Consider the following 23,704-nt stretch of genomic DNA (forward strand, 5'->3'; position numbering starts at 1 on the left):
GGCGCTGAGCCGTCGGACAGCTTGATCGTGCCCTTGACCAGGCTGCCGACCTTCATCGTGTAGTTGTAGGTCGTCGTCACGTCCGAGGTGACCTTGATGGTCTGGGCCGTGAAGCGGTTGGTGGCCCCGCCGCTCCACTGGGTGGCGTGACCTTCGGCCTGGAAGACCAGCGGCCACTGGTACGGACCGAGGAAGTCCGTGGTGTAGCGGCCGTTCTCGTCGAGGCCGACGTGGCCGTAGCCCGGGCCCATGCCGGGATGCGGGACGTAGAGGCCCACCCAGGCGTTGTCGAACTCGAGCGGCTGCCCGGTCTCGCTGGTCACGGTGCCGGTGACGGTGCCCGCGCGGTCGACCTTGATCGTCGGTGCGGTGACCCACTGGCGGTCGGCCGCGGTGATGACGGCCGCCTGGCGCGGGTCGCCGGTGCCGCCGGTCGGGCCGACCCACTGCGCGCCGTACGGGCCGTCGTAATCCGGGATGGCGAACAGGTGGTAGCTGCCCGCGCCGTTCCACAGCGGCACGAGGTAGTTGCCGGCCGCATCGGACTCGTAGCCGCAGCCTTCGGGCAGGCCGAAGCGGTTCAGGGCGATCGGCGTCACGCACACGCCCGCTACCGGCGTACCCGCGGCGTTGACGACCTTGCCCTGGACGCTCGCCACGCGGTTGAGGGTGACCGTGATCGTGGCCTGCTGGCCCGCGGTGACCGTGACGCTCACGACACCTTCGCTGGCCTCGTACCCCTGGGCGGAGACCCGCACCGGGTGGGTGCCGATCGCGACGTCGGTCAGCGTCACGGCGCCGTTCACGCTGTCGCCGTGGCGGTTGAGCACACTGGCGCTGAAGGTCGGGATGGCCGCGCCGGTGACGGCGTCCTTCGCGGTCACCTTCACCGAGCCGGTGGCCAGCAGCTTGTCGTTGACCCACTTGGTGGCGCCGGCCGTCACCGGGAAGACGTTCGCCGTCTCATAGCTGAGCTTGCCGGTCGCCCACTGCTCGAACGCCTCGGTCTCGTAGTCGTAGAAGTACACCCGGTAACTGCCGGTGAACACCGGATCGATCCGGTAGTAGCCGTTGTCGTCGGTGCTGCTGCTGACGCCCTGGTACTCCTGGAAGTACGCCGTGACGTCGGCGCTCGCGACCCCTGTGGTGCCGTTGGCCTGGGTGAGCCGGCCGGCGATGGCCCCGGTGGGGAACAGCGTCTCGTCAACGTCGGTGTGCTGGTCGGCGACGACGGTCACCGGCTGCGCGTCGTCCATGCTCAGGACGTGCGGGTGGTACATGGTGGCGTAGCTGCCCGGCAGCGTGAACGAGACCTTGTACTGCCCCGGGGCGAGCCCGTCGAGGTGGTACTCGCCCATCGCATCGGTCACGGTGTTGGCGTAGCCGCTGCCCTCGACGGGGTCGAACCCGATGGACACGCCCTCCGCCGGCTGGCCGGAGGCGGTCAGCACGGTGCCGCCCGCCGATCCGGTGGGCAGCAGCGTGTCGTCGACCGTGACGGACTGTCCGGCCGCGACGGTGAACGTGTCGGCCTCCCACTCCTCACGCTTGCCGTAGGCGTACTGCGTGGAGCCGTCGAGCAGGAACTGCACGCTGAACTCGCCGACCGGCACGGGCACCGCGTAGTCGCCGTTCTCGTCCGTGAGGCCCCAGTTGTTGACGCTCCAGTCGGTGGTGGAGGAGACGTCGACCGACACGTCCGCGGCTCCGGCGCCGCCGCTGGTGGTGAGGCGGCCGGTGATGGTCCCGAACGGGATCAGCGTCGCGTCGGCCGTGGTCGTCCCACCGATGTTCACCTGGTAGAGCTGCGCCGCATCCCAGCTCGGGGTGTCGGGCGCGTACTGGGCCGGGTGGCCCTCGGCGTAGATGTGCACGTGGTACGAACCGGGCGGGAGGTCGGCGATGCTGTAGCGGCCGGTGCCGTCGGTGGTGGTGCCGTTGCCCTCGCCGGTGTCGTAGTTGGTCGCGTAGACGGAGGCGTCCGCGACGGGCGTGCCGTTGTAGGTGAGCTGTCCGGTGATGGTGCCGGTGTCGGCGGCTCGTGCGGGCGTGGTCATGCCCAAGGTGGTGACGACCACGGCCAGCAGCATCAGCCCGACCCGGCGCAGGGGAGTTCCGCGCATGAGTCCTCACGGTGAGAGGGGTGATCACATTGACCGGGCTGAAGTAAGCCCCGTGGCAGGCAGGGTAATGGACCGAGCCCGGTCGGGTCGGCCGGTTTCCGGGACCGTCGAGAGGCACGGTCCGGCCGGACGGGCGGGTCCATCTGAAAGGAGGAGCCTCGCGCCACGGGCGTCCTGCCGACCGGCGGTGGGGCGTCACCGAAAAGGGGGGGCCGGGACCATCGGTCCCGACCCCCGCTCGTTCGGCGCGTTCCTACAGCCGGCCTGCCGGCCGGTCGCCCGTCGGCACCGTCCGGCGCGCCGGCGCTGTCGGGGACGCGGACGGCGACGGGGTGTCCTGTGCCTTCGGCCCCGCCGGCAGGCGGCCGCCGCAGACCTCGAACCGCAGGCCCCCGACGACGCAGAAGTTGAGGGTGACGTCGTCGCGCAGGTAGATGCGGCTGGTTCCGATCAGGTGCTGGAACGATTCGCCGCTTTCGAAATCGAACTTCCAGGTCACCGGCACGGGCGTCAGCACGCGCAGCTGGTACGCGCCATCGATCGCCTGTCCGGCGGCGACGAACTCGCCGGTCGCCGAGTGGGACACCATGAAGCGGCCGTTCGCGCCCGAGTGGTCAGGCAGCTTGATCGTGCCCCGGACGACGCTGCCGACCTTCATGGTGTGGTTGTAGGTGGTCGTGGCATCCGAGGTGACCTTGATGGTCTGAGCCGTGAACCGGTTGGTGGCTCCGCCGCTCCACTGGGTGGCGTGGCCCTTGGCGCCGAAGAGCAGCGGCCACTGGTACGGACCTAGGAGGTCCGTGCGGTAGCGGCCGTCCTCGTCGACGTCCACGTGGCCGTACCCGGGACCGGAACCGGGGTGCGCGGCGTAGATGTCGACCGACGCCCAGTCGAGCGGCTGCCCGGTCTCGCTGGTCACGGTGCCGGTGATGATGCCTGCCCGGTCGACCTTGATCGTCGGCGCGGTGACCCACTGGCCGTCGGCCGCGGTGATCACGGCCGCCTGGCGGGGATCGCCGGTGCCGCCGGTCGGGCCGACCCACTGCGCGCCGTACGGGCCTGCGGAGTCCGGGATGGCGAACAGGCGGTAGCTGCCCGCGCCGTTCCACAGCGGCACGAGGTAGTTGCCGGCCGCATCGGTCTCGTACCCGCAGCCGTCCGGGAGACCGAAACTGCCCACGACGATCGGCACCACGCACACACCCGCGACCGGGGCTCCCGCGGCGTTGACGACCCTGCCCTTGACGCTCGGCATGCGGCTGAGGGTGACCGTGATCGTGGCCTGCTGGCCGGCCACGACCGTGACGGTCGCCGCCCCCTCGCTCGGCTGGTATCCCTGGGCGAAGACCTCGACCGGGTGGGTGCCGACCGCGACGTCGGTCAGCGTCACCGCGCTGCTCACGCTGTCGCCGTAGCGGTTGAGCACGCCGGCGCTGAACGCCGTGATGGCCGTGCCGGTGGCGGCGTCCTTCGCGGTCACCTTCACCGAGCCGGTGGCCAGCAGCTTGTCGTTGACCCACTTGGTGGCGCCCGCGGTCACCGGGAAGGCGTTCGCCGTCTCGTAGCTGAGCTTGCCGGTCGCCCACTGGTCGAACGCGTTGCTCTGGTAGTCGTAGAAGTTCACCCGGTAGCTGCCGGTGAACACCGGTTCGATCCGGTAGTAGCCGTTGGCGTCGGTCTGGGCGCTGACGCCCTGGTAGCGCGCGAAGTGCGCCGTGACGTCGGCACCGGCGACACCAGTGGTGCCGTTCGAGTGGGTGAGGCGACCCGCGATGGCTCCAGTGGGGAGCAGGGTCTTGTCCAGGTCGAGCGTCTGGTCGGCGACGACGGTCACCGACTGCGCGTCCTCGATGCTCAGAACGTTCGGGTGGTACATGATCGCATTGCTGCCCGGCAGGATGAACAACACCTTGTACTGCCCCGGCGCGATGCTGCCGATCCGGTACTCGCCCGCCGAGTCGGTCGTCGTGCCGGCGTAGTCGCCGCCTGAGACGGAGTCGAACCCGATGGCCACGTCCTGGGCGGGCTGGCCGTCGGCGGTCAGCACGGTGCCGCTCACCGATCCGGTCGGCAGCAGCGTGTCGTCGACCGTGACGGACTGGCCGGCCGCGACGGCGAACGTGTCGGCCTCCCACTCGTCGCGCTGGCTGTAGGCGTACTGCGAGGAGCCGTCGAGCAGGAACTGCACCGTGTACTCGCCGACCGGCACGGGCACCGCGTAGTCGCCGTTCTCGTCGGTGCTGCTCCAGCCGCTGATGCTCCAGTCGGAGGTGGAGGCGACGTTGACGGAGAGGTCCGCGGCTCCGGCGCCCGTGCTGGTGGTGAGGCGGCCGGTGATGGTCCCGAACGGGATCAGCGTGGCGTCAGCCGTGGTCGTCCCGCCCGCGTTGACCGGGTAGAGCTGCGCCTCATCCCAGCTCGGAGTGCTGGGCGCGTACTGGGCCGGGTGGCCCTCGGCGTGGATCTGGACCTGGTACGACCCGGGCGGGAGGTCGGTGATGGTGTACCGGCCGGTGCCGTCGGTGGTGGTGCCGTTCCCCTCGCCGGTGTCGTAGTTGGTCGCGCTGACGGCGGCATTCGCGACGGGGGTGCCGTTGTAGGTGAGCAGTCCGGTGATGGTGCCGGTGTCGGCGGCCTGCGCGGGCGTGGTCATGCCCAAGGTGGTGACGACCACGGCCAGCAGCATCAGCCCGACCCGGCGCAGCGGTGTGCCGCGCATGAGTCCTCACGGTGAGAGGGGGGTGATCGCATGGACCGGGCTGGAGAAAGCCCCGTGGCAGGCAGGGTAGTTGATCGAGTCATGTCGAGGTGGCCCGGTTTCGGGGACGGTCGAGGAGCACGGTCCGGCCGGACGGTCAGGTCCACCTGAACGGGGGAGGCCCACGCCACTGCGCGTGAACGAGCGAGGGCCGGGACCATACGGTCCCGGCCCTCATCTGTTTCGTGCGGTGGCTACAACCGGTCCGCCGGCCGATCGCCCATCGGCACCGTCCGGCGCGGCGGCGCCGTCGGGGATGCGGACGGGGACGGGGTTTCCTGCGCCCGCGGACCCGCCGGCAGGCGGGTGCCGCAGACCTCGAACCGCAGGCCTCCGGCGGGGCAGAAGTTGAGCGTCACGTAGCCCTGGACGTAGATCCGGCTGGTCCCGGTCAGGTTCTGGCCCGACCCGTCGGCGTGGTTCTCGAATGCGAAGGTCACCGGCGCCGGCATGATCATGCGCAGCTGGTACTTGCCCTCGACCGTCTCGCCGACGGCGACGAACTCGCCGGTCGCCGAGTGGGACACCAGGAACCGTCCGTCGGGGCCCGAGCCGTCGTCCAGCTTGATCGTGCCCTGGACCAGGCTGCCGACCTGCATCGTGTAGTTGTAGGTCGTCACGGCATCCGAGTTGACCTTGATGGTCCGCGCCGAGAACCGGTTGTTGGCGGCACCGCTCCACTGCGTGGCGTGGCCTTCGGCTTCGAAGACCAGCGCCCATTGGTACGGGCCGAGGAAGTCCGTGCTGTAGCGGCCGTCGTTGCCGATGCGCACGTGGCCGTAACCGGCGCCCAGGCCGGGGTGCGGGACGTAGACGCCGACCCGCGCCCGCGCGTCGAGCGGTTGCCCGGTCTCGCTGGTCACGGTGCCGGTGATGGTGCCCGCCCGGTCGAGCTTGATGGTGGGCGCGGTGACCCACTGGCGGTCGGCTGCGGTGATGACGGCCGCCTGGCGCGGGTCGCCGGTGCCGCCGGTGGCCCCGACCCACTGCGCGCCGTACGGGCCGTCGCGGTCCGGGATGGCGAACAGGTGGTAGCTGCCGGCGCCGTTGCGCAGCGGCCTGAGGTAGTTGCCGGCTGCGTCGGACCAGTTGCCACAGCCCTCCGGCAGGGCGAAGCGGCCCACGGGGATGGGGTCCACGCAGACGCCCGCGACCGGTGCACCCGCCGCGTCGACGACCTTGCCCAGGATGGTCGCGACGCGGTTGAGGACCACCGTCACCACGGCCTGCTGGCCCGCGGTGACCGTGACGCTCACGACGCCCTCGCTCGCCTCGTACCCGTCGGCGTCGACCCTCACCGGGTGGGTGCCCACCGCCACGTTGGAGAGCGTCACGGCGCCGCTGACGGCGTAGCCGTATTCGCTGAGCACCTGTGCTCTGAACCTCGGGACCGCCGCCCCGGTGGTGGCGTCCTTGGCGGTCACCTTCACCGAGCCGGTGGCCAGCAGCTTGTCGTTCACCCACCTGGTAGCGCCCGCGGCCACCGCGAAGACGTTCGCCGTCTCATAGCTGACCCTGCCGGTCGCCCACTGGTTGAACCTGTGGTCCGCGTAGTCGCGGAAGTTCACCCGATAGCTCCCGGCGAACACCGGTTCAATCCGGTAGTAGCCGTTGGCATCGGTATATGTGGCGAGGCTTTGGTCAAGCGCGTAATGGGCCTCGACGGTCGCGCCCGCAACGCCCGTGGTGCCGTTCGCCTCGGTGAGACGTCCCACGACGGCTCCGGTGGGGAGCAGGGTCTGGTCCACGTCCACCAGCTGGCCGGCGACTACGGTCACCGGCTGCGCCCGGTCCATGTCGAGGACCCGCGGGTGGTACATGACGGCCTGACCGTCCGGCAGGGTGAACGACACCCTGTACTGCCCCGGCGCGAGGGAGTCGAGCCGGTACCCGCCTGCGGCGTCGGTCACCGCGCTGCCGTAACCGCCGCCCGAGAGGGCGGCGAAGTCGACGGTCACACCCGTTGCGGGCTGGCCGCCGGCGGTGAGCACGGTGCCGCTCGCCGAGCCGGTCGGCAGGAGCGTGTCGTCGACCGTGACGGACTGCCCGGCCGCGACGGTGAACGTCTCGGCCTGCCGGCTCTCGCGCTCGCCGTAGGCATACTGCGAGGCGCCGGCGCTCACGAACTGCACCGTGAACTCGCCGACCGGCACGGGCACGGCGTAGTAGCCGTACCAGTCGGTGTCGTCCCAGCCGCCGATGCTCCAGTCGGTGGTGGAGGTGACGCTGACTGAAACGTAGGAAGCCCCGGTTCCCGTGCTCGCCGTCAGGCGGCCGGTGATGGTCCCGAACGGGATCAGCGTCGCGTCGGCAGTGGTCGTCCCGCCCGCGTTCACCGCGTAGAACGGTGCCGAGACCCAGCTGGGGGTGTTCGGCGCATACTGCTCCGGGTGCCCCTCGGCGTTGACCTGCACCCGGTACGACCCGGTCGGCACGCCGTTGATCGTGTAGCGGCCGGCGCCGTCCGTGGTGGCGTCGAGCGACTCCCCGGTGTCGTAGTTGGTCACGCTGACCGCGACGTCCGCGACCGGGCTGCCGTTGTAAGTGATCTTTCCGGTGATGGTGCCGGTGTCGGCGGCTTGTGCGGGCGTGGTCATGCCCAAGGTGGTGACGACCACGGCCAGCAGCATCAGCCCGACCCGGCGCAGCGGTGTGCCGCGCATGAGTCCTCACGGTGAGAGGGTGATCGCATGGACCGGGCTGGAGAAGCCCCGTGGCGGGCAGGCTAGATGATCGAGTCAGGTCGTGGTGACCCGGTTCCCCCTGATCAGAGTGCAAGATCCGCCCGGCCGGGCAGGTCCGCCCGAACGGGGGAGGACCCGCCTCGGACGCGCGGCACCGGGCGGCCCGACATGAGTGAAGCTCCGGTCATGCTGTCGGAGCAGCATGACCGGAGCTTCGGTCAGGAACCGGGTCGGTGCTAGCTGTACTGGTACGCGACCACCGTCGGCGTGCCGTTGGCGTAGACGCGCACCGGCGTCGCCGACGCGAAGCCGGATCCGCCGTACCAGCCGTCGTTCGCCCCGTCGCCGCCGGCGTACTGCAGCTTCACCTGCTGCGAGCCGAGCACCCGGTACACCGCCTCGGCCCCGCCGACCGGCACGTGGACGTAGCCGGCCAGGTCGCCGGTGCTCACCGTGTACGCCGCGGCGAAGCCGTCGGCGGGCGCGCCCGCGGCCGTGACCCACACCTCGCTGCCCAGTTTGAGCCGCTGGTCGAAGGTGGTGGTCTGGCCGGAGCGCACGGCCACCGGGACGGCGTCGTGGCGCTTGGCCTGCCCGCCGCTCCACTGCCACGCGTGGCCCGGCACCTGGAAGCTCAGCGGCCACTGGTACGGGCCCAGGAAGCCGATCGTGTACCGGCCCTGCGCGTCGACGCCCACCGCGCCCCGGCCGTTGTCGCCGATGGTCGGGGTGGCGACGGCGACCGTGCCGCGGGTGACGGGCGAGCCGTCGGCGCCGGTGACCACGCCCGTGACGACGCCGGCCCGGTCCATCCGGATCTTCTGGATGTCGCGGACCTGGCCGGTCGTGACGGTCCACGACTTGGCCGCGCGCTGGTCGCCGGTGCCGCCGTCCTGGCCGACCCACTGCGCGCCGTAGGGCGAGCCGCTGGGTGGCAGGGCGAAGATCTGGTACCGGCCGGGCGCGACCGTCTCCAGGGTGGCGACGCCGTCGGCGCCGCTGGCTCCGGCGCAGCCCTCGTGCAGGCGGAACCGGTCCGTGGTGGCGGTGAACAGGCAGACGCCCGCGATCGGGGCGCCGGTGGCGGCGTCCACCACCTTCGTCCTGATCTTCGCGTACGGCTCCAGCACCAGCTCGACGGCGGTCTCCTGCCCGGCGACCACGTTCACCGGGAAGGCCTGGTCGTAGTAGGGGTAGCCCTCGGCCGACGCGGACAGGTGGAAGGTGCCCGCCGGCACTTCGGCGAGGACCAGCGTGCCGTTGTCGGTGGAGTCGCTGTACGCGCCCGACCCGGCCCAGAAGTTCAGCACCGGCGCGCCGGTGACCGAGTTCTTCGCGGTGATCCGGATGCTGCCGCCGGCCAGCTTGGTGTCGTCGACGGTCACGGTCTGCCCGGCCGTCACGGTGACCGCGTCGGCCGCCGTGGCGGACGTCTTGCCGTACGCCCACTGGTCCAGCGGCCGGTCCATCCCGGTGAAGCGCACCTTGTACCGGCCGGGGACCAGGTCGTCGACGCGCCAGCGGCCCTGCTCGTCGGTGGTGCCGTCGCGGGAGAAGCCGGTGGTGTTCTCCCGGAGGGTGACCCGCACGTTCGCCATGCCGGCGCCCTGCAGGTCGGTGAAGCGGCCCTCGGCGGAGCCCATGGGTGCCAGCGTCTCGTCGACCGTGGTCACCGTGTCCGCGACGACGGTGAACACGGTGGCTCCCGCGCGGTCGGGGCTGTTCGGCACGTACGCGGTCGACTCGCTGCCGGTCTCGTACATGACGACGTACTGGCCCGGGAACACCTCCATGCTGTAGCGGCCGTCGGTGTCGGTGCTCGTGCCGCCCGCGGTGGGGCCGTCGCCGGCCGGCTCGGCGTAGATCGACCGGTGCGGCACCGGGGAGCCGTCGGACCGGGTGATGCGGCCCGTGATCGTGCCGACGGCCAGCGTGGTGTAGTCGACCGCGAGGGTCTGGCCCGTGCCGACGGTGTACAGGCCGGCCTCGTCGAACGTGCGGACGCCCGGGGCGAACTGCACTCCGACGTTGCCGGCGAGCCGGATGCGGTAGGTGCCGGCCGGCACCTGCATGGCGTAGTGGCCGCCGATGTCGGTGGTGGCGTCCACCAGGGCGTCGCCGAGCCCGTTCACCGCGCTGACGTAGGCCCACCGGGCCGGGGTGCCGTCGGGCCGGGTCACCCGGCCGGTGATGGTGCCGGTCGGCAGGAGCTCGTCGTTCACGACGGTGTCCGCGCCGGCGGTGACGGTGAACCGCGCCGCCGCGTCCCAGGCGAGCTCCTGGTGGGCGTACTGCACGACGTGGCCGTCCGCCCGGAAGGTGACCCGGTAGTCGTCGCCGGGGGTGAGGTCGGTGATCCGGTAGTCGCCGTTGCCGTCGGTGTAGGCGTAGCCCCAGCCGGTGCCTGAGGCGTCCACCCAGGCGTTGGCGACGGGCGCGCCGTTGTCGGTGAGTCGGCCGGAGATCGTGCCGGTCTCGGTCTCGGCGTGCGCCGGCGCGGCCAGTCCCATGGTGGCGACCGCGATGGTGAGCAGCGTCAACCCGAGCCGGCGCAGCGTGTGTCTGCGCATGCGTCCTCGGTAGGTAGAGGGATGTGCACACACGGGTGTAGAGGCCCCCGTGAATGTGAGGGGAGGATACGGCCGGCTCCGTCATCGCGCCGCCCCGGACGCCGCGCTATCCGCCGTTCGCCGGTGGAGTCCCGCGAAACGACGGAGGCCGATACCTCGCGAGCAGGGCCGACGGCGGCTGCCCGCGGACGGCGCGACCTGCCCGCCGGGGTGGCGTTCGTCACCGTGCGTGGCCCTCGGTCGGGGGTGCGAGGTGCGGCGGAGGGTGGCGGGACGGGCGCGCGGAGGAGTCTCGGGCCGCGACACGGTATCCGCTTTGCTCATCCCCGTGGGCGCACGGTATTCTTCTGCGTCGGTGGTCATCAGGGCAGCCTGTTGCCACCAAGGAGGCTTCGCCTAGTTCGGTCTATGGCGCCGCACTGCTAATGCGGTTGGGGTCTTAAAGCCCCTCCCGGGTTCGAATCCCGGAGCCTCCGCGCAGGACCACCTGAGCGGTCGGGAAACCGGCCGTGTATGCTGATCCAGCACCGAGCGCCCGTAGCTCAATGGATAGAGCATCTGACTACGGATCAGAAGGTTAGGGGTTCGAGTCCCTTCGGGCGCACAGCAGCAGCCCCCCTGAGCAACTGTTCAGGGGGGCGTTTGCATGTCCGGGAGCGCCGCGTGGCCACTGCTCGCGTACGCGCCATCGCGCCCGCACCGCCTTCGGGCAGCGCGGGCGTGGCGGGGTGAGGGCGTCAGTCCTGGCGGTTGGGGTCCTTGACGAAGACTCCGTCCCCCTGCCTTCCCTCGATCAGCCCCTCGGCCTTCAGCACCAGCATGGCGCCGCGGACCGAGCCGTAGCTGATCTGGTACTCCTCTCGGATCTGGCTGATGGAGGGCAGTTTGTCGCCCGGCTTCAGCTCACCCGAGCGGATCTTCTCGCGGATGGCGTTGGCCAGCCGCTCGTACTTTGCGGTCATACCATCTCCCATGGCTCGCCCCAGTAGTAGATCACCGTCACTTGTCCGGAATCAACTCACCGGGCGAGATATCTAGACATAGTCAACTAGCTCGTTTATGGTGATGGCGGTCTCTTTCCCATGGCTCGCACCCCACGGGATGGCGGCCGATGGTGTGCCGGCTGCTGCGAGGGACGCGTAGGCGGTATGCCGGGCGCGGCGGCGCTTTTCCCTGTGTGCCGCGATCCGCCGCGCCCATCCAGCGCCTCGCGCGCTCCCGTGCGTATGGAGGAGAACGGCCCTGGCTGAACGGTCGGCGGCGTGCTCTCGTTACCAAACCGTTACTGATCGGTAAACCTCCACCGTCCGTCACGGAGACCTTGAGCAATCCGGGCAAAGGGCGAGCGCCCTCGGCGACGCCGGTCACGCACAGTGATGCGGCTGAGGGATGCACGGCACCCTCGGTTACTGGCCAGTAGCTTGCCTCTTGTGGTCCGCGTCATAAGGCGGAAACATCTTGCCCACCCCCGGGCGCGGTCGGTCCTGCGCGCCGGTGAAGACAGACCCCGCAGGCGGCGCGCCGCGGGTCGAACCCATCGCGAGGAGGTCCCTGTGAAGGACTCGCAAGGCAAACTGGTACTGGGGCGTACCAAGTGGCGGCGCTTCGCCGCCGTGGTGATCCCGGCGACCATCGCCGTGTCCGGCCTGATGGCGGGCGTGGCCAACGGCGCCGTGTCGGTCACCTTCCACGTCTCCGGGCAGACGGCGAAGATCTCGGCCGACAAGCTGGACGGCAAGGGCTTCGCCCAGTACGGCGGCGTGCTCTTCGAGAAGAACGGCACCCCGCACGTGGTCGCCATGTCGGCGATCAAGGACGCCACCCTGGACAACCTGTGCCAGTCGGTGACCACGCCGATCCCCGGGCTGGGCAACTTCACCCTGTACATCCGCGCCGGCCGCGCGGAAGGTGCCCCGGTGAAGGCGTCCAACCTGCTCATCGGCATGGACAAGCTCGGCGGTGACGCGACCTTCACCAACATCGACATCGGTGTGGACGCGTCCGAGCTGAGCAAGGGCGGCCCGCACCACGGCGACGCCGGCCTGTTCGGCCAGGAGGCCGACCGCGCCGTCATCACCGACCTGAAGCAGATCGCCCGCAGCACCCAGGCCGGCACGTTCGCGCTGACCGGCCTGTCGCTGTCCATCGCCCAGGACAGCACCGGCTGCTTCCCCAACTCCGCCATCAACTGAGCGCTCCCGGACGGGGGTGCGCCCTGCCAGGTGCGCCCCCGGCCGCCCGCTGAACCCTTGGAGGCACCGTGAGCCTGTGGCGTCTGTCCCGCATCTGGGGACGTACCACCTGGGCACGCAGCCGGCCGTTCTGGGGCGGTCTGCTGACCGTGCTCGCCGGTGTGGAGATCATCGCCACCACCAAGATGACCCTGGACGGGGCCACCATCAGCGTGGGCATCACCGGTTTCCAGTCCCTGCTCATCCCGTTCGTGCTGGTCGTGTGCGGCCTGCTGGCCTGGTTCACCCCGGCGCAGCGGATGTTCTACGGCCTGGTCGCCGTGTTCGTGTCGATCTACACCCTGATCGCCGTCAACCTCGGCGGCTGGTTCGTGGGCACGGTGCTCGGCGTCGTCGGCGGCGCCCTGATCTTCGCCTGGAACCCGGTGGAACCGGACGGGGAGCAGGCGGCCGCCGAGCCCGAGGCCGACGCCGACCGGCAGGTCGACATGGACGGCCTGCTCGACGGCCCGATGACGGACAACCCTCCGCCGGCGGTCAACCCGCTGCGCGACGGGGTGCCCGGCCCGCGCCCGGCCTCCGACGACGAGGCCGTGGCGGACCGGCGGCCGCAGGGCGGGCCGCGGCACGCCGCCATGGTGATCACCGTGGCGACGCTGGCGACCACCGCCCTCGGTCTGGTCGTCACGCAGCAGCCCGCCCGCGCGGCGGACTGCGCACCCGCGCCCGTCGCCGGTGCACCGGTGCAGGACTTCCTCAACGGCGTCATCGACACGATCGGTGGCCTGCTGGGCGCCTCACCCAGCCCGGACCCCTCCCCGTCGCCGGAGCCGTGCCCGTCCCCGGAGCCCAGCCCGACGCAGGAGCCCACCGCCACACCGACCCGCGGGCCGCGGCCGACGGCCAGGCCCGTTCCCACCAAGAGCAGGCCGGCGCCGACCCCGACCCCGTCGCCGGTCAAGGTCCTGCGAGCGGCCAAGTCCCAGCAGCCGGTGGCCAAGTGCCCGTCACGGATGACCGGCAGCCGGGTGTCGATGGAGGGCCTGACCTTCGACGGCATCGTGGAGCTGCCGACCGCCAACGGCGTGATCCGGACGCTGCGGTTCTCCATGGCCAAGTCGGTGACCCGGGACTTCAAGCTGGTCCCGTGCGCTGTCGGCGGCTCGACCAGCCAGATCACCTCGTCGGCGCTCACCGTGGAGGACCGCGGCGACCAGCGGGTGTACTTCTACACCAGCCGCTTCCGGGGCACCGCCCTCGGCGTGCTGCCGGTGGACTACACCCCCGACTCGCCGCCGCTGCTGACGCCGCCGCTGGTCTTCTTCACCGACCCGGTCATCGACCTGGTGTACGTCGACGCGCCGAAGCTGGTCGCGCCGAACATGGTGGTGAAGGTGATCAGGGCCTGAGCCCACCGGACAGGAAGGCCCCCCGACCGCGTACGCGCGGCGGGGGGCCTTCGTCGTGACAGGGGTCAGGAGGCGACGACGGTGTCCAGCGCGATCTCGACCATCTGGGAGAAGGTCTGCTCGCGCTCCTGGGCCGTGGTGGCCTCGCCGCGCTTGATGTGGTCGCTGACGGTGAGCAGGGTCAGCGCCCGCGCGTCGTAGCGGGCCGCGATCGTGTAGAGCGCCGCCGACTCCATCTCCACCGCGAGCACGCCGTAGTCGGCGAGGGTGTCGTACAGGTCGGGGCGGTCGGTGTAGAAGGCGTCCGCGGCGAGGATCGGGCCGACGCGCATGCTGATGCCGCGCTGCTGCGCGACGTCGACGGCGGTGCGCAGCAGCTCGAAGTTCGCGACGGGCGCGTAGTCGATCAGGCCGTCGAACCGCATCCGGTTCATGTTCGAGTCGGTGCTCGACCCGATGGCCGCGACCACGTCCCGCAGGTTGAGCGAGTCGGCGAGCGCGCCGCAGGAGCCGACCCGGATCAGCGTCTTCACGCCGTACTCGTTGATCAGCTCGTGGGCGTAGATGGAGGCCGACGGCATGCCCATCCCGGAGCCCTGCACGGACACGCGCGTGCCCTGGTAGGTGCCGGTGAAACCGAACATGTTGCGCACCGTCGAGTAGCACTTGGCGTCCTCGAGGTAGGTCTCCGCGATCCATTTCGCCCGCAGCGGATCGCCCGGCATGAGGACCCGGTCCGCGATCTCGCCAGGCTTGGCGCCGATGTGCGTACTCATGGGCCGATCATCCCACGAGGCCCGCGGGGCCGGTCAGCAGATCACCGCCGCTGTGCGGGGCACCGCCCGGGACGCGGCGGCAGGTCCGGTCCGGATACGGAGAACGCCCGGCGTCCCTGGGGACTGCCGGGCGTTTCACGCTGGCGGTGGCGGCGGGATTTGAACCCGCGGAGGGCGTAAACCCTCACACGCTTTCGAGGCGTGCTCCTTAGGCCACTCGGACACACCACCGCCGCAGACTTTACACGACGGTTCAGCAGGAGCCGAAACCGGTATTGAAGAGCCGGGTCAGGTACTCCCCGTAACCGGCGACTGCCTTCTGCACGGTCACGCCGTCGTGGAGGAACAGGTAGCCCCGATCACCCTGGGTGACCAGCAGACCGTCGAAGCGGTGGCTGCCCGCCGGGGCGGTGAGCACCTGCGCGCCGGGGTACGCCGCGCGCGCGTCCGGCAGGGCGCTGCCGGTGCTGATCCCCTCCGGCGTGCGCAGCGGGGCGTCGAACCACATCATCACCAGGCGGTCGTCGGCGGCGAAGACGAGGTTGCCCTGCGGCATGCCGGTGACCTGCGTGCTGCAGCCGGCGCGGGACTTGTCCAGGCGGCTGTCCAGCTCGGTGCGGCTGGTGCCGAAGCGCACGTCACGCACGCCCTGGAAGTGAACGATGTCGGGGCCCTGAGCGACGGCGGTGGCGCTGGCGACCACTCCCTTGGCGGGGGTGGACTGGGCCTGTGTCTGCTGTGCGGCGCACGCGACCCCGCCCAGCATCATGACGGTCGCGAGGGCGAAGGCTCCACGCATGACTGTCCTCCTGAATGACACGGCCTGTGAGGTGACACTCACCGGGGGTGAGGTCGTGCACTCGACTATACGACTACTTTGCGTGACTGCCACTTCACCCTGAGCCCTTCTCGGGTTCCCGATGGCCCATAGTTATCCACTTTCGGCCCGTTTTATGCAGCTTCCCGCGCCATGAAAGCCCCAGACCGTGCCAAAAATCCCGCCCCAAGTTTTTCTGGCGCCTCGGCACGGGCACGGTCATCCGATTTGCCTGGCACCTGGGCGTATCCCGGCCCGCCGTACACCCATGTGCCTGGCAAGTCGGATGATCATGGAGTGAAGGGGATCGTCCGGCCCTGGGAGCAACGGGCGGGCTGGGGCGGGGGATGCGGGGGCGGAGAACGGAACAGGCCCCGCTCCGGTGTCGGAGCGGGGCCTGCCGTGAGCGCGTCGGCGCTGGTGGCGGAGGATACGAGATTCGAACTCGTGAGGGTTTTATCCCAACACGCTTTCCAAGCGTGCGCCCTAGGCCTCTAGGCGAATCCTCCGCTGGGAAGAATACATGTGGGGTCCAGCGCATTGCGCTCGACCCCGCCGGGTACAGTGGACCAGCCCCCGTGCGGCGGCACCCTGCGAACCTCCCCAGGGCCGGAAGGCAGCAAGGATAAGCAGGCAATACCGGGTGCACGGGGGCCCTTTCACGTCCGCGTCCGTGCGGGATCCGGCGCTGACGGTCCCTGGGTCTAGGCTGAGGGCGACAGCGTACGTCGGTGGTAGGGAGTGCGGCGATGCGGCCGGGTGGACAGCCGAACATGCAGCAGCTGATGAAGCAGGCGCAGAAGATGCAGCAGCAGCTGGCATCGGCGCAGGCGGCGCTGGCGGAGGCCGAGGTCACCGGCACGTCCGGGGGCGGCCTGGTCACCGTCACGATGAGCGGCTCCGGGGAGTTCCGCAAGATCTCCATCGACCCGAAGGCGGTCGACCCGGAGGACGTGGAGACCCTCGAGGACCTGGTCGCGGCCGCCATCACCAACGCCGCCGACGAGGTGCGCAAGCTCACCGAGCAGAAGATGGGTCCGCTCTCCGCCGGTCTCGGCGGCATGGGCCTTCCCTTCTAGGCCCGGCCGACTGTGTACGAAGGCGCGATCCAGGATCTGATCGACGAGCTCGGCCGGCTGCCCGGAGTGGGGCCCAAGAGCGCCCAGCGCATCGCGTTCCACGTGCTCTCGGCGGACCCGACCGACATCAAGCGGCTCGCCGCCGCGCTCACCCGGGTCAAGGAGCAGGTGCGCTTCTGCGTGCTCTGCTTCAACGTGGCCGAGGAGGAGCAGTGCCGCATCTGCCGTGACCCCCGGCGCCGCGACGACGCGCTGTGCGTGGTCGAGGAGCCCAAGGACGTGGTCGCGATCGAGCGGACCAACGAGTTCCGGGGCCGCTACCACGTGCTCGGCGGGGCGATCAATCCGCTGGAGGGCATCGGCCCCGACCACCTGCGCATCCGCGAGCTGATGGCGCGGCTCAGCTCGGGCGCGGTCGCCGAGCTCATCCTCGCCACCGATCCGAACACCGAGGGCGAGGCCACGGCGACCTACCTGGCCCTGCTGGTCAAGCCGATGGGCATCAAGGTCTCCCGGCTGGCGAGCGGCCTGCCCGTGGGCGGCGATCTGGAGTACGCCGACGAGATCACTCTCGGTCGCGCCTTCGAGGGGCGGCGCACCCTCTGAGAGGGCCTTCCGCTCCGGCATAGATTCGCATAGTCCGATATCTGAGCGGTTTCTACCTGCGATTTTTCCTTAGCTCGGCGTCCGAACTTTATAACGCCTCCATCACGGACCGGCCTGAACTTGGTTACAGGCACCTCGTGAACTTGACGGAGCGTTTGGTCGCGAAGAATGCTCTGATCATGCGGTGGCGTGCACCACACTCCACCGCGGTCGCCCTGTCTTCCGACCGCCCCCACGGTGGAGAGATAGCCGGGCGGCGCGAATCACGCAGGTAACAACCGAGCGGATGTCGCGCGCGGCGCACCGGCCCTCGCTCGCGGGGCGACCTGGTGCGACGTGTGGCCTCCTCCGCGGGGGAGGCAGCCCGTCCATGGCCACGCGTACCGATACCTCGGCCCCCGAGGCGACCCAGGCGCCAGTTAAGGCGATCGAAGGGCGCTCTCTCGGCCGGATCGCCTGGACACGCCTGAAGCGTGACAAGGCGGCCATGACCGGTGGCGTCGTCGTGATCCTGCTCATCCTGATGGCGGTCTTCGCGCCGCTGATCGTCGGCTGGTTCGGGCACCCGCCGAACGAGTTCCACCAGGACTCCAGCCTGCTCGACCCGGAGCTGGGCAACCTGCCGCGCGGCGACTTCCTGTTCTTCGAGAACAGCGGCATCAGCGGCGACTTCCTCTTCGGCCTGGAGCCGCAGAACGGCCGCGACCTGTTCAGCGAGGTCGTCTACGGCGCCCGCGTCTCGCTGCTGATCGCCTTCCTGTCCACGCTGGTCTCGGTGGTGATCGGCTCGACGCTCGGCGTGATCGCCGGCTTCTTCGGCGGCTTCGTCGACACCCTGATCAGCCGCCTGATGGACATCTTCCTGGCGTTCCCGCTGCTGCTGTTCGCCATCGCGCTGGTCGGCGTGCTGCCCGACAAGGCCTTCGGCCTGTCCGGCAACTCGCTGCGGATCGCCCTGCTGATCTTCATCATCGGCTTCTTCAACTGGCCCTACATGGCCCGCATCGTGCGCGGCCAGACGCTGTCGCTGCGCGAGCGCGAGTTCGTCGACGCCGCCCGCAGCCTCGGCGCGCGCGGGCCGTACATCATCGTCAAGGAGATGCTGCCCAACCTGGTGGCGCCGATCCTGGTGTACGCCACCCTGCTGATCCCCACGAACGTGCTGTTCGAGGCGGCGCTGTCCTTCCTCGGCGTGGGCGTGCAGCGGCAGGTCGTCGGCGAGCCCGGCGTGACCTGGGGCGGCCTGCTCGCCGACGCGGCGCGCAACTACACCGTGCCGCACTTCATGTTCTTCCCCGGTATGGCGATCTTCATCACCGTGCTGGCCTTCAACCTGTTCGGCGACGGCCTCCGCGACGCGCTCGATCCCAAGAGCAAGCGCTGACGGAACTTAGCCACGCAGTACCACCCAAGCGCGGTTCGAGAAACGAACCGTTCCCCCCAGGGAGGAAGTTAGTGAGAAACAAGGGAAGGGTGCTGGCGGCGGCCTCGGCCGTCTTCGCACTCGCGGTGACCGCGGCGTGCGGCACCAATGAGGAACCCCCGAAGACCGGTGAGGCGAAGGCGGAGTTCAACGCCGCCCTGACCTCGGTCTTCAACCCTTCTGACAAGAAGGGTGGCACGCTCAAGATGGCCATCTCGTCGGACTGGGACTCGGTCGACCCCGGCGACACCTACTACGGCCTCTCCTGGAACCTGCTCCGCCTCTACGGCCGGTCGCTGGTCATGTTCAAGGCCGCGCCCGGCGCTGCCGGCAACGAGCTCATCCCGGACCTCGCCGAGAGCCTGGGCGTGCCCAGCGACGGCGGCAAGACCTGGACCTACAAGCTGCGCGCCGGCGTGAAGTTCGAGGACGGCACCCCGATCACGTCCAAGGACGTGAAGTACGCGGTCATGCGGTCCATGGACAAGGAGGTGCTGGTCAACGGCTACACCTACTTCAACGACTTCCTGGACCTCGAGGCCGGTTACAAGGGCCCGTTCAAGGACAAGGCCGCCGACACCAAGGCGATCGAGACCCCGGACGACCAGACCATCGTCTTCCACCTGAAGCAGGCCTTCGGTGGTTTCGACTACTTCGCGATGCTGCCGGCGACCGTGCCGGTGCCCGCGAAGGCCGACACCGGTGTGAAGTACAAGGAGCACGTCGTCTCCTCCGGCCCGTACATGTTCGACAAGTACGAGGCGGGCAAGGGCTTCACCCTCAAGCGCAACCCGAACTGGGACCCGGCGACCGACCCGAACCGCAAGGCGCTGCCGGACGCGTACGACGTCAAGATCGGCCTGAACGCTGACGACATCGACAACCAGCTGATCTCGGGTGACCTGCACGTCGACATCGCGGGCACCGGCGTGCAGCCGGCCGCGCTGCCGAAGGTGCTGTCGGACCCGGCGCTCAAGGCGCAGGCCGACAACCCGGCCGTGGCGCGCCTCTGGTACGCCTCGATCAACCCGAAGGTCGAGCCCTTCACCAACATCGAGTGCCGCAAGGCCGTGATGTACGCGATGGACCGGACCTCGTTCCAGTCCGCCTTCGGTGGCGAGTTCGCGGGTGGCCAGATCGCCACCAGCATCATGCCGCCGCAGATCCCGGGCTACGCGCCGACCAACGTCTACCCGGCGGGTGCGGACAACAAGGGTGACCTCGACAAGGCCAAGGCTTCGCTGCAGGCTTGCGGCAAGGCCGACGGCTTCGAGGTGACCATGGGCTTCCGGGCCGAGCGTCCCAAGGAGAAGGCGACCGCCGAGGCGTTCCAGCAGGCGCTGGCCCGCGTGGGCATCAAGGTCACCCTGAAGGGCTTCCCGGTCGGCGACTACTTCTCGCTGTACGCCGGCAAGCCGTCGTACCGCAACAGCCCGTCCACCGCGCTGGGTCTGATGACCAACGGCTGGGGTGCCGACTGGCCGGACGGCTACGGCTTCCTGTCGCAGATCGTGGACAGCCGCGTCATCCGCGAGTCGGGTGGCTCGTCCAACCTGTCGGTCATGATCCCCGAGGTCGACCAGCTGATCGACCAGGCGCTGGCCGAGACGGACGTCAAGAAGCGTGAGGCGATCTGGGCCCAGATCGACAAGCGCGTCATGGAAGAGGCCGTCATCCTCCCGGGTGTCTGGTCCAAGGCGCTGACCCTGCGTGGCAAGGGCGTGACCAACGTCTTCGTCAACGAGGCCTTCGGTCAGTACGACTACCTCTCCATGGGTGTCGCGCAGTAACTCGCGCAGCAAGCGCACCTGCTCCAACCCACCTGGCAACAACCAAAGGTAGGTGAAGGCACGTGGGGGGCCGGTCCGGCCGGGCTGAGAAGCTCGGCCGGACCGGCCGCCCGGGCCGAAACTCGTGGTCACATTCATCATTCGCCGTACGCTCGGCGCGGTTCTGATCCTTTTCGTGGTCAGCCTGGCGACGTTCCTGATCTTCTTCGGACTGCCCCGGCTCGCCGGCGCGACCCCGGAGACGTTCGCCGCCCGGTACGTGGGCAAGACCGCCGATGCGCAGACCCAGCAGATGTACGCGGAGAAGCTGGGCTTCTACGACCCGCTCTACGAGCAGTACGGCCGGTGGATCGGCGCCGTCTTCACCGGCACCGAGTACGACTACGGCACGGGTGTCGAGCAGTGCGAGGCCCCCTGCTTCGGCTACTCCTTCCGCACCAACCAGCCGGTCTGGGAGGACCTGCTGGACCGGCTGCCGGTCACCGGGTCGCTGGCGCTGGGCGCCTCGATCATCTGGTTGCTCACCGGCGTCGCCGTCGGCGTGCTCAGCGCGCTGAGACGGGGCAGTTTCTTCGACCGGGCGGCGATGACCGGCGCCCTGGCCGGCGTGTCCCTACCGCCGTACTTCACCGGTCTGATGTTCCTCTACTTCTTCAGCTACAAGCTCGGCTGGACGGCGCCCGGCGCCACCTACGTCGAGTTCGCCGACAGTCCGGGCGACTGGGCGTACAGCCTGATCCTGCCCTGGATCACGCTGGCGCTGCTGAACGCCGCCGCCTACGCGCGCTTCACCCGCGCGGGCATGCTGGACACGATGGGCGAGGACTTCGTCCGCACCGCGCGGGCCAAGGGCCTCACCGAGAGCGTCGTGGTCACCAAGCACGGCCTGCGCGCCGCGCTCACCCCCATCATCACGATCTTCGGTATGGACGTCGGCCTGCTGCTGGGCGGCGCGATCCTGACCGAGAGCACCTTCTCGCTGAAGGGTCTGGGCTACTTCGCCATCGACGCCATCGGCAAGCAGGACTTCCCCCAGATCATGGGCGTGACGATGTTCGCGGCGTTCTTCGTCGTCGTCGCCAACCTGATCGTTGATCTGCTCTACGCGGTGGTCGACCCGCGGGTGAGGCTGTCATGAGCACTGTGATCTCCCCTCGTCAGGACCCGACCCGGACTCCGTTCCTGGAGCTGCGCGACCTGAAGATCCACTTCCCGACCGACGACGGCGTGGTCAAGTCCGTCGACGGGCTGTCCTTCTCGCTGGAGCGCGGCAAGACGCTGGGCATCGTGGGCGAGTCGGGCTCCGGCAAGTCCGTGTCCAGCCTCGGCATCCTCGGCATCTACCACCGCAAGAACGCGCAGGTGTCCGGCGAGATCTGGCTCGACGGCCAGGAGCTGGTCAGCTCCTCCACGGACACCGTGCGTGGGCTGCGCGGCAAGCGCATGGCGATGATCTTCCAGGACCCGCTGTCGGCGATGCACCCGTACTACACGGTCGGCGCGCAGATCATCGAGGCCTACCGGGTGCACAACAAGGTGTCCAAGAAGGTCGCCCGCAAGCACGCGATCGACCTGCTGGCCCGGGTCGGCATCCCGCAGCCGGACAAGCGCGTGGACGACTACCCGCACCAGTTCTCCGGCGGCATGCGGCAGCGCGCGATGATCGCCATGGCGCTGTCCTGCGACCCGGAGCTGCTGATCGCGGACGAGCCGACCACCGCGCTGGACGTGACGGTGCAGGCGCAGATCCTCGACCTGATGCGCGACCTGCAGCAGGAGTTCAACTCGGCGCTGATCATCATCACGCACGACCTCGGCGTCACCGCCGAGCTCGCCGACGACGTGCTGGTCATGTACGGCGGCAAGTGCATCGAGTACGGCAGCGCCACGGAGATCTTCGAGAACCCGCAGCACCCGTACACCTGGGGCCTGCTCGGCTCGATGCCGCGCCTGGACCAGGCCGTCACCGAGCGGCTGCTGCCCATCAAGGGCACCCCGCCGTCGCTGATCAACGTGCCGCCGGGCTGCGCCTTCCACCCGCGCTGCGCGTTCGCCGAGCAGACCGGCGGCCTGGACCGCACGGTGGTGCCGGAGCTGCAGCTCACCGGCACCAGCGGGCACCGGGTGCGCTGCCACCTGCCGGCGAACGTCCGGCAGGAGATCTGGCGCAACGAGATCAAGCCGAACCTGGAGGGTGCCGCGTGAGCACGTCGAACACGAAGGACGCCCTGCTGTCGGTGCGCGGCCTGCAGAAGCACTTCCCGATCACCAAGGGCCTGCTGCGGCGCAAGGTCGGCGCGGTGCAGGCGGTGGACGGCCTGGACTTCGACGTCATGCCGGGCGAGACGCTGGGTCTGGTCGGCGAGTCCGGCTGCGGCAAGACGACCACCGGCCGGCTGCTGACCCGGCTCATCGAGCCCACCGACGGGAAGATCACGTTCGAGGGCCACGACATCACGCACCTGTCGCAGGGCCGGCTCCGGCCGCTGCGCCGGGACCTGCAGATGATCTTCCAGGACCCGTACTCCTCGCTGAACCCGCGGCACACCGTGGGCGCCATCGTGGGCGCGCCGTTCCGGATCCAGGGCGTCAAGACGGAGCTGGGCGTCAAGCGCGAGGTGCAGAGCCTGCTGGAGCTGGTGGGCCTCAACCCCGAGCACTACAACCGCTACCCGCACGAGTTCTCCGGCGGCCAGCGCCAGCGCATCGGCATCGCCCGTACGCTGGCCCTCAAGCCGAAGATGATCATCGCGGACGAGCCGGTGTCGGCGCTGGACGTGTCCATCCAGGCGCAGGTCGTCAACCTGCTGGAGGACCTCCAGGAGGAGCTGGGCCTGACCTACGTCGTGATCGCGCACGACCTGTCGGTGGTGCGGCACATCTCCGACCGGGTCGCGGTCATGTACCTCGGGAAGATCGTCGAGATCGGCGACCGGGACTCGCTGTACCTGCAGCCGCGCCACCCGTACACGGCCGCGCTGCTGTCCGCGGTGCCCGTGCCGGACCCGCGCCGCCGCAACAGCGACCAGCGGGAGCGCATCCTGCTGACCGGCGACGTGCCCAGCCCGATCAATCCGCCGTCGGGCTGCCGGTTCCGCACCCGGTGCTGGAAGGCGCAGGACATCTGCGCGACCACGCCGCCGCCCCTGGTCCTGCACGGCGACGACACCCCCGGCCACCTGGCCGCCTGCCACTTCCCCATGGCCGACGGCGAAAAGCGCTGACCCCGTCCCACCCCGCCGCCACGCCGTCGCGCGGCGCACCCCGCGCGGCCACGGTCTCGCGGCGCACCCCGCGCGGCCAAGGTCTCGCGGCGCACCCCGCGCGGCCACGGTCTCGCGGCGCAACTCTTAAAGACTCGCGGCCTCAGGAAATTCCTGAGTCGGCCTGCGATCCCTAGGCCGCATAGTGGGCTGAAGCCCTGCGAAATGCCGAGCCTCCTTATATAGGCGCTCCCGCCGCTTGATGCTCTTAGTT

General features: G+C 69.8%; 16 protein-coding genes, 4 tRNA genes and 1 other RNA gene. 12 read left to right on the forward strand and 9 right to left on the reverse strand.

All coding sequences use genetic code 11. From position 1 onward, the window contains the following. From AB0J67_RS27680 to AB0J67_RS27695, 4 genes are all read right to left on the reverse strand, one after another. Window positions 1-2,123, reverse strand: a 2,123-nt coding sequence (locus AB0J67_RS27680) for a carboxypeptidase regulatory-like domain-containing protein (protein ID WP_363486393.1), incomplete at its 3' end; no start/stop codon positions are given. A 253-nt stretch (window positions 2,124-2,376) separates the two neighbouring features. Beyond that, window positions 2,377-4,842, reverse strand: coding sequence for a carboxypeptidase regulatory-like domain-containing protein (locus tag AB0J67_RS27685; RefSeq protein WP_363486394.1), 2,466 nt, complete (start codon window positions 4,840-4,842; stop codon window positions 2,377-2,379). A 233-nt stretch (window positions 4,843-5,075) separates the two neighbouring features. Further along, window positions 5,076-7,544, reverse strand: coding sequence for a carboxypeptidase regulatory-like domain-containing protein (locus AB0J67_RS27690; RefSeq protein WP_363486395.1), 2,469 nt, complete (start codon window positions 7,542-7,544; stop codon window positions 5,076-5,078). A 257-nt stretch (window positions 7,545-7,801) separates the two neighbouring features. Further along, window positions 7,802-10,135 (reverse strand): carboxypeptidase regulatory-like domain-containing protein, encoded by a 2,334-nt coding sequence (locus AB0J67_RS27695; protein ID WP_363486396.1) that lies wholly within the window; start codon window positions 10,133-10,135, stop codon window positions 7,802-7,804. Between the two features lie 385 nt (window positions 10,136-10,520). Here AB0J67_RS27695 and AB0J67_RS27700 point away from each other — a divergent pair. Both AB0J67_RS27700 and AB0J67_RS27705 read left to right on the forward strand, forming a co-directional pair. Beyond that, a tRNA-Ser gene (locus AB0J67_RS27700) sits at window positions 10,521-10,611 on the forward strand. 55 nt (window positions 10,612-10,666) lie between these two features. After that, window positions 10,667-10,739 (forward strand) — tRNA-Arg (locus AB0J67_RS27705). A 133-nt stretch (window positions 10,740-10,872) separates the two neighbouring features. On the opposite strand, the gene AB0J67_RS27710 is transcribed toward AB0J67_RS27705, so the two are convergent. After that, entirely contained in the window at window positions 10,873-11,097 is a 225-nt protein-coding gene (locus tag AB0J67_RS27710; RefSeq protein WP_363486397.1) for a winged helix-turn-helix domain-containing protein, read from the reverse strand. Window positions 11,098-11,688: 591 nt separating this feature from the next. Between AB0J67_RS27710 and AB0J67_RS27715 the strand changes: the two genes are divergently transcribed. Next, window positions 11,689-12,327, forward strand: coding sequence for a DUF6230 family protein (locus tag AB0J67_RS27715; RefSeq protein ID WP_363486398.1), 639 nt, complete (start codon window positions 11,689-11,691; stop codon window positions 12,325-12,327). Between the two features lie 68 nt (window positions 12,328-12,395). Then, window positions 12,396-13,736, forward strand: a complete 1,341-nt coding sequence (locus tag AB0J67_RS27720) for a DUF6114 domain-containing protein (RefSeq protein ID WP_363486399.1) — start codon at window positions 12,396-12,398, stop codon at window positions 13,734-13,736. Window positions 13,737-13,801: 65 nt separating this feature from the next. On the opposite strand, the gene deoD is transcribed toward AB0J67_RS27720, so the two are convergent. The 4 genes from deoD to AB0J67_RS27740 form a co-directional block, all read right to left on the reverse strand. Next, window positions 13,802-14,512 carry a purine-nucleoside phosphorylase gene (gene deoD / locus AB0J67_RS27725; RefSeq protein ID WP_363486400.1) on the reverse strand — a complete coding sequence of 237 codons (711 nt, stop codon included), beginning with the start codon at window positions 14,510-14,512 and terminating at the stop codon, window positions 13,802-13,804. A 141-nt stretch (window positions 14,513-14,653) separates the two neighbouring features. After that, window positions 14,654-14,743: transfer RNA gene (locus AB0J67_RS27730), tRNA-Ser, on the reverse strand. Between the two features lie 22 nt (window positions 14,744-14,765). Continuing rightward, entirely contained in the window at window positions 14,766-15,311 is a 546-nt protein-coding gene (locus AB0J67_RS27735; protein ID WP_363486401.1) for a hypothetical protein, read from the reverse strand. Window positions 15,312-15,750: 439 nt separating this feature from the next. Further along, a tRNA-Ser gene (locus tag AB0J67_RS27740) sits at window positions 15,751-15,838 on the reverse strand. Between the two features lie 61 nt (window positions 15,839-15,899). Between AB0J67_RS27740 and ffs the strand changes: the two genes are divergently transcribed. The 8 genes from ffs to AB0J67_RS27780 all read left to right on the forward strand — a co-directional run bounded on the left by ffs (window position 15,900) and on the right by AB0J67_RS27780 (window position 23,451). Further along, window positions 15,900-15,989, forward strand: an RNA gene (gene ffs / locus AB0J67_RS27745) — signal recognition particle sRNA small type. A gap of 113 nt (window positions 15,990-16,102) precedes the next feature. Beyond that, entirely contained in the window at window positions 16,103-16,408 is a 306-nt protein-coding gene (locus tag AB0J67_RS27750; protein ID WP_239125693.1) for a YbaB/EbfC family nucleoid-associated protein, read from the forward strand. A gap of 12 nt (window positions 16,409-16,420) precedes the next feature. Then, a complete protein-coding gene (recR, locus tag AB0J67_RS27755; RefSeq protein WP_363486402.1) occupies window positions 16,421-17,014 on the forward strand; it encodes a recombination mediator RecR in 594 nt (197 codons plus the stop codon). Between the two features lie 370 nt (window positions 17,015-17,384). Further along, window positions 17,385-18,398, forward strand: coding sequence for an ABC transporter permease (locus AB0J67_RS27760; RefSeq protein WP_363486403.1), 1,014 nt, complete (start codon window positions 17,385-17,387; stop codon window positions 18,396-18,398). 71 nt (window positions 18,399-18,469) lie between these two features. Continuing rightward, the gene (locus AB0J67_RS27765) at window positions 18,470-20,227 is read left to right on the forward strand and encodes an ABC transporter substrate-binding protein (protein ID WP_363486404.1); all 1,758 of its coding nucleotides are present in this window, start codon (window positions 18,470-18,472) and stop codon (window positions 20,225-20,227) included. A 124-nt stretch (window positions 20,228-20,351) separates the two neighbouring features. Continuing rightward, a complete protein-coding gene (locus tag AB0J67_RS27770) occupies window positions 20,352-21,365 on the forward strand; it encodes an ABC transporter permease (RefSeq protein WP_363486405.1) in 1,014 nt (337 codons plus the stop codon). Further along, entirely contained in the window at window positions 21,362-22,432 is a 1,071-nt protein-coding gene (locus tag AB0J67_RS27775) for an ABC transporter ATP-binding protein (RefSeq protein ID WP_363486406.1), read from the forward strand. Before AB0J67_RS27770 ends, AB0J67_RS27775 begins: the two co-directional genes overlap by 4 nt. Beyond that, complete coding sequence (locus AB0J67_RS27780) at window positions 22,429-23,451, forward strand: dipeptide ABC transporter ATP-binding protein (RefSeq protein WP_363486407.1); 1,023 nt, start codon at window positions 22,429-22,431, stop codon at window positions 23,449-23,451. The genes AB0J67_RS27775 and AB0J67_RS27780 overlap by 4 nt, the downstream gene beginning before the upstream one ends. Window positions 23,452-23,704: the final 253 nt, after the last annotated feature.

It is taken from the genome of Catellatospora sp. NPDC049609 (assembly GCF_040675365.1).
Lineage (GTDB): Bacteria > Actinomycetota > Actinomycetes > Mycobacteriales > Micromonosporaceae > Catellatospora.

Bases quoted from the DNA above. Each gene is read 5' to 3' on its own strand.
- AB0J67_RS27685 (WP_363486394.1), bottom strand. From the start codon at position 4,842: ATGCGCGGCACACCGCTGCGCCGGGTCGGGCTGATGCTGCTGGCCGTG.
- AB0J67_RS27690 (WP_363486395.1), bottom strand. From the start codon at position 7,544: ATGCGCGGCACACCGCTGCGCCGGGTCGGGCTGATGCTGCTGGCCGTG.
- AB0J67_RS27695 (WP_363486396.1), bottom strand. From the start codon at position 10,135: ATGCGCAGACACACGCTGCGCCGGCTCGGGTTGACGCTGCTCACCATC.
- AB0J67_RS27710 (WP_363486397.1), bottom strand. From the start codon at position 11,097: ATGACCGCAAAGTACGAGCGGCTGGCCAACGCCATCCGCGAGAAGATC.
- deoD (WP_363486400.1), bottom strand. From the start codon at position 14,512: ATGAGTACGCACATCGGCGCCAAGCCTGGCGAGATCGCGGACCGGGTC.
- AB0J67_RS27735 (WP_363486401.1), bottom strand. From the start codon at position 15,311: ATGCGTGGAGCCTTCGCCCTCGCGACCGTCATGATGCTGGGCGGGGTC.
- AB0J67_RS27750 (WP_239125693.1), top strand. From the start codon at position 16,103: ATGCAGCAGCTGATGAAGCAGGCGCAGAAGATGCAGCAGCAGCTGGCA.
- AB0J67_RS27760 (WP_363486403.1), top strand. From the start codon at position 17,385: ATGGCCACGCGTACCGATACCTCGGCCCCCGAGGCGACCCAGGCGCCA.
- AB0J67_RS27775 (WP_363486406.1), top strand. From the start codon at position 21,362: ATGAGCACTGTGATCTCCCCTCGTCAGGACCCGACCCGGACTCCGTTC.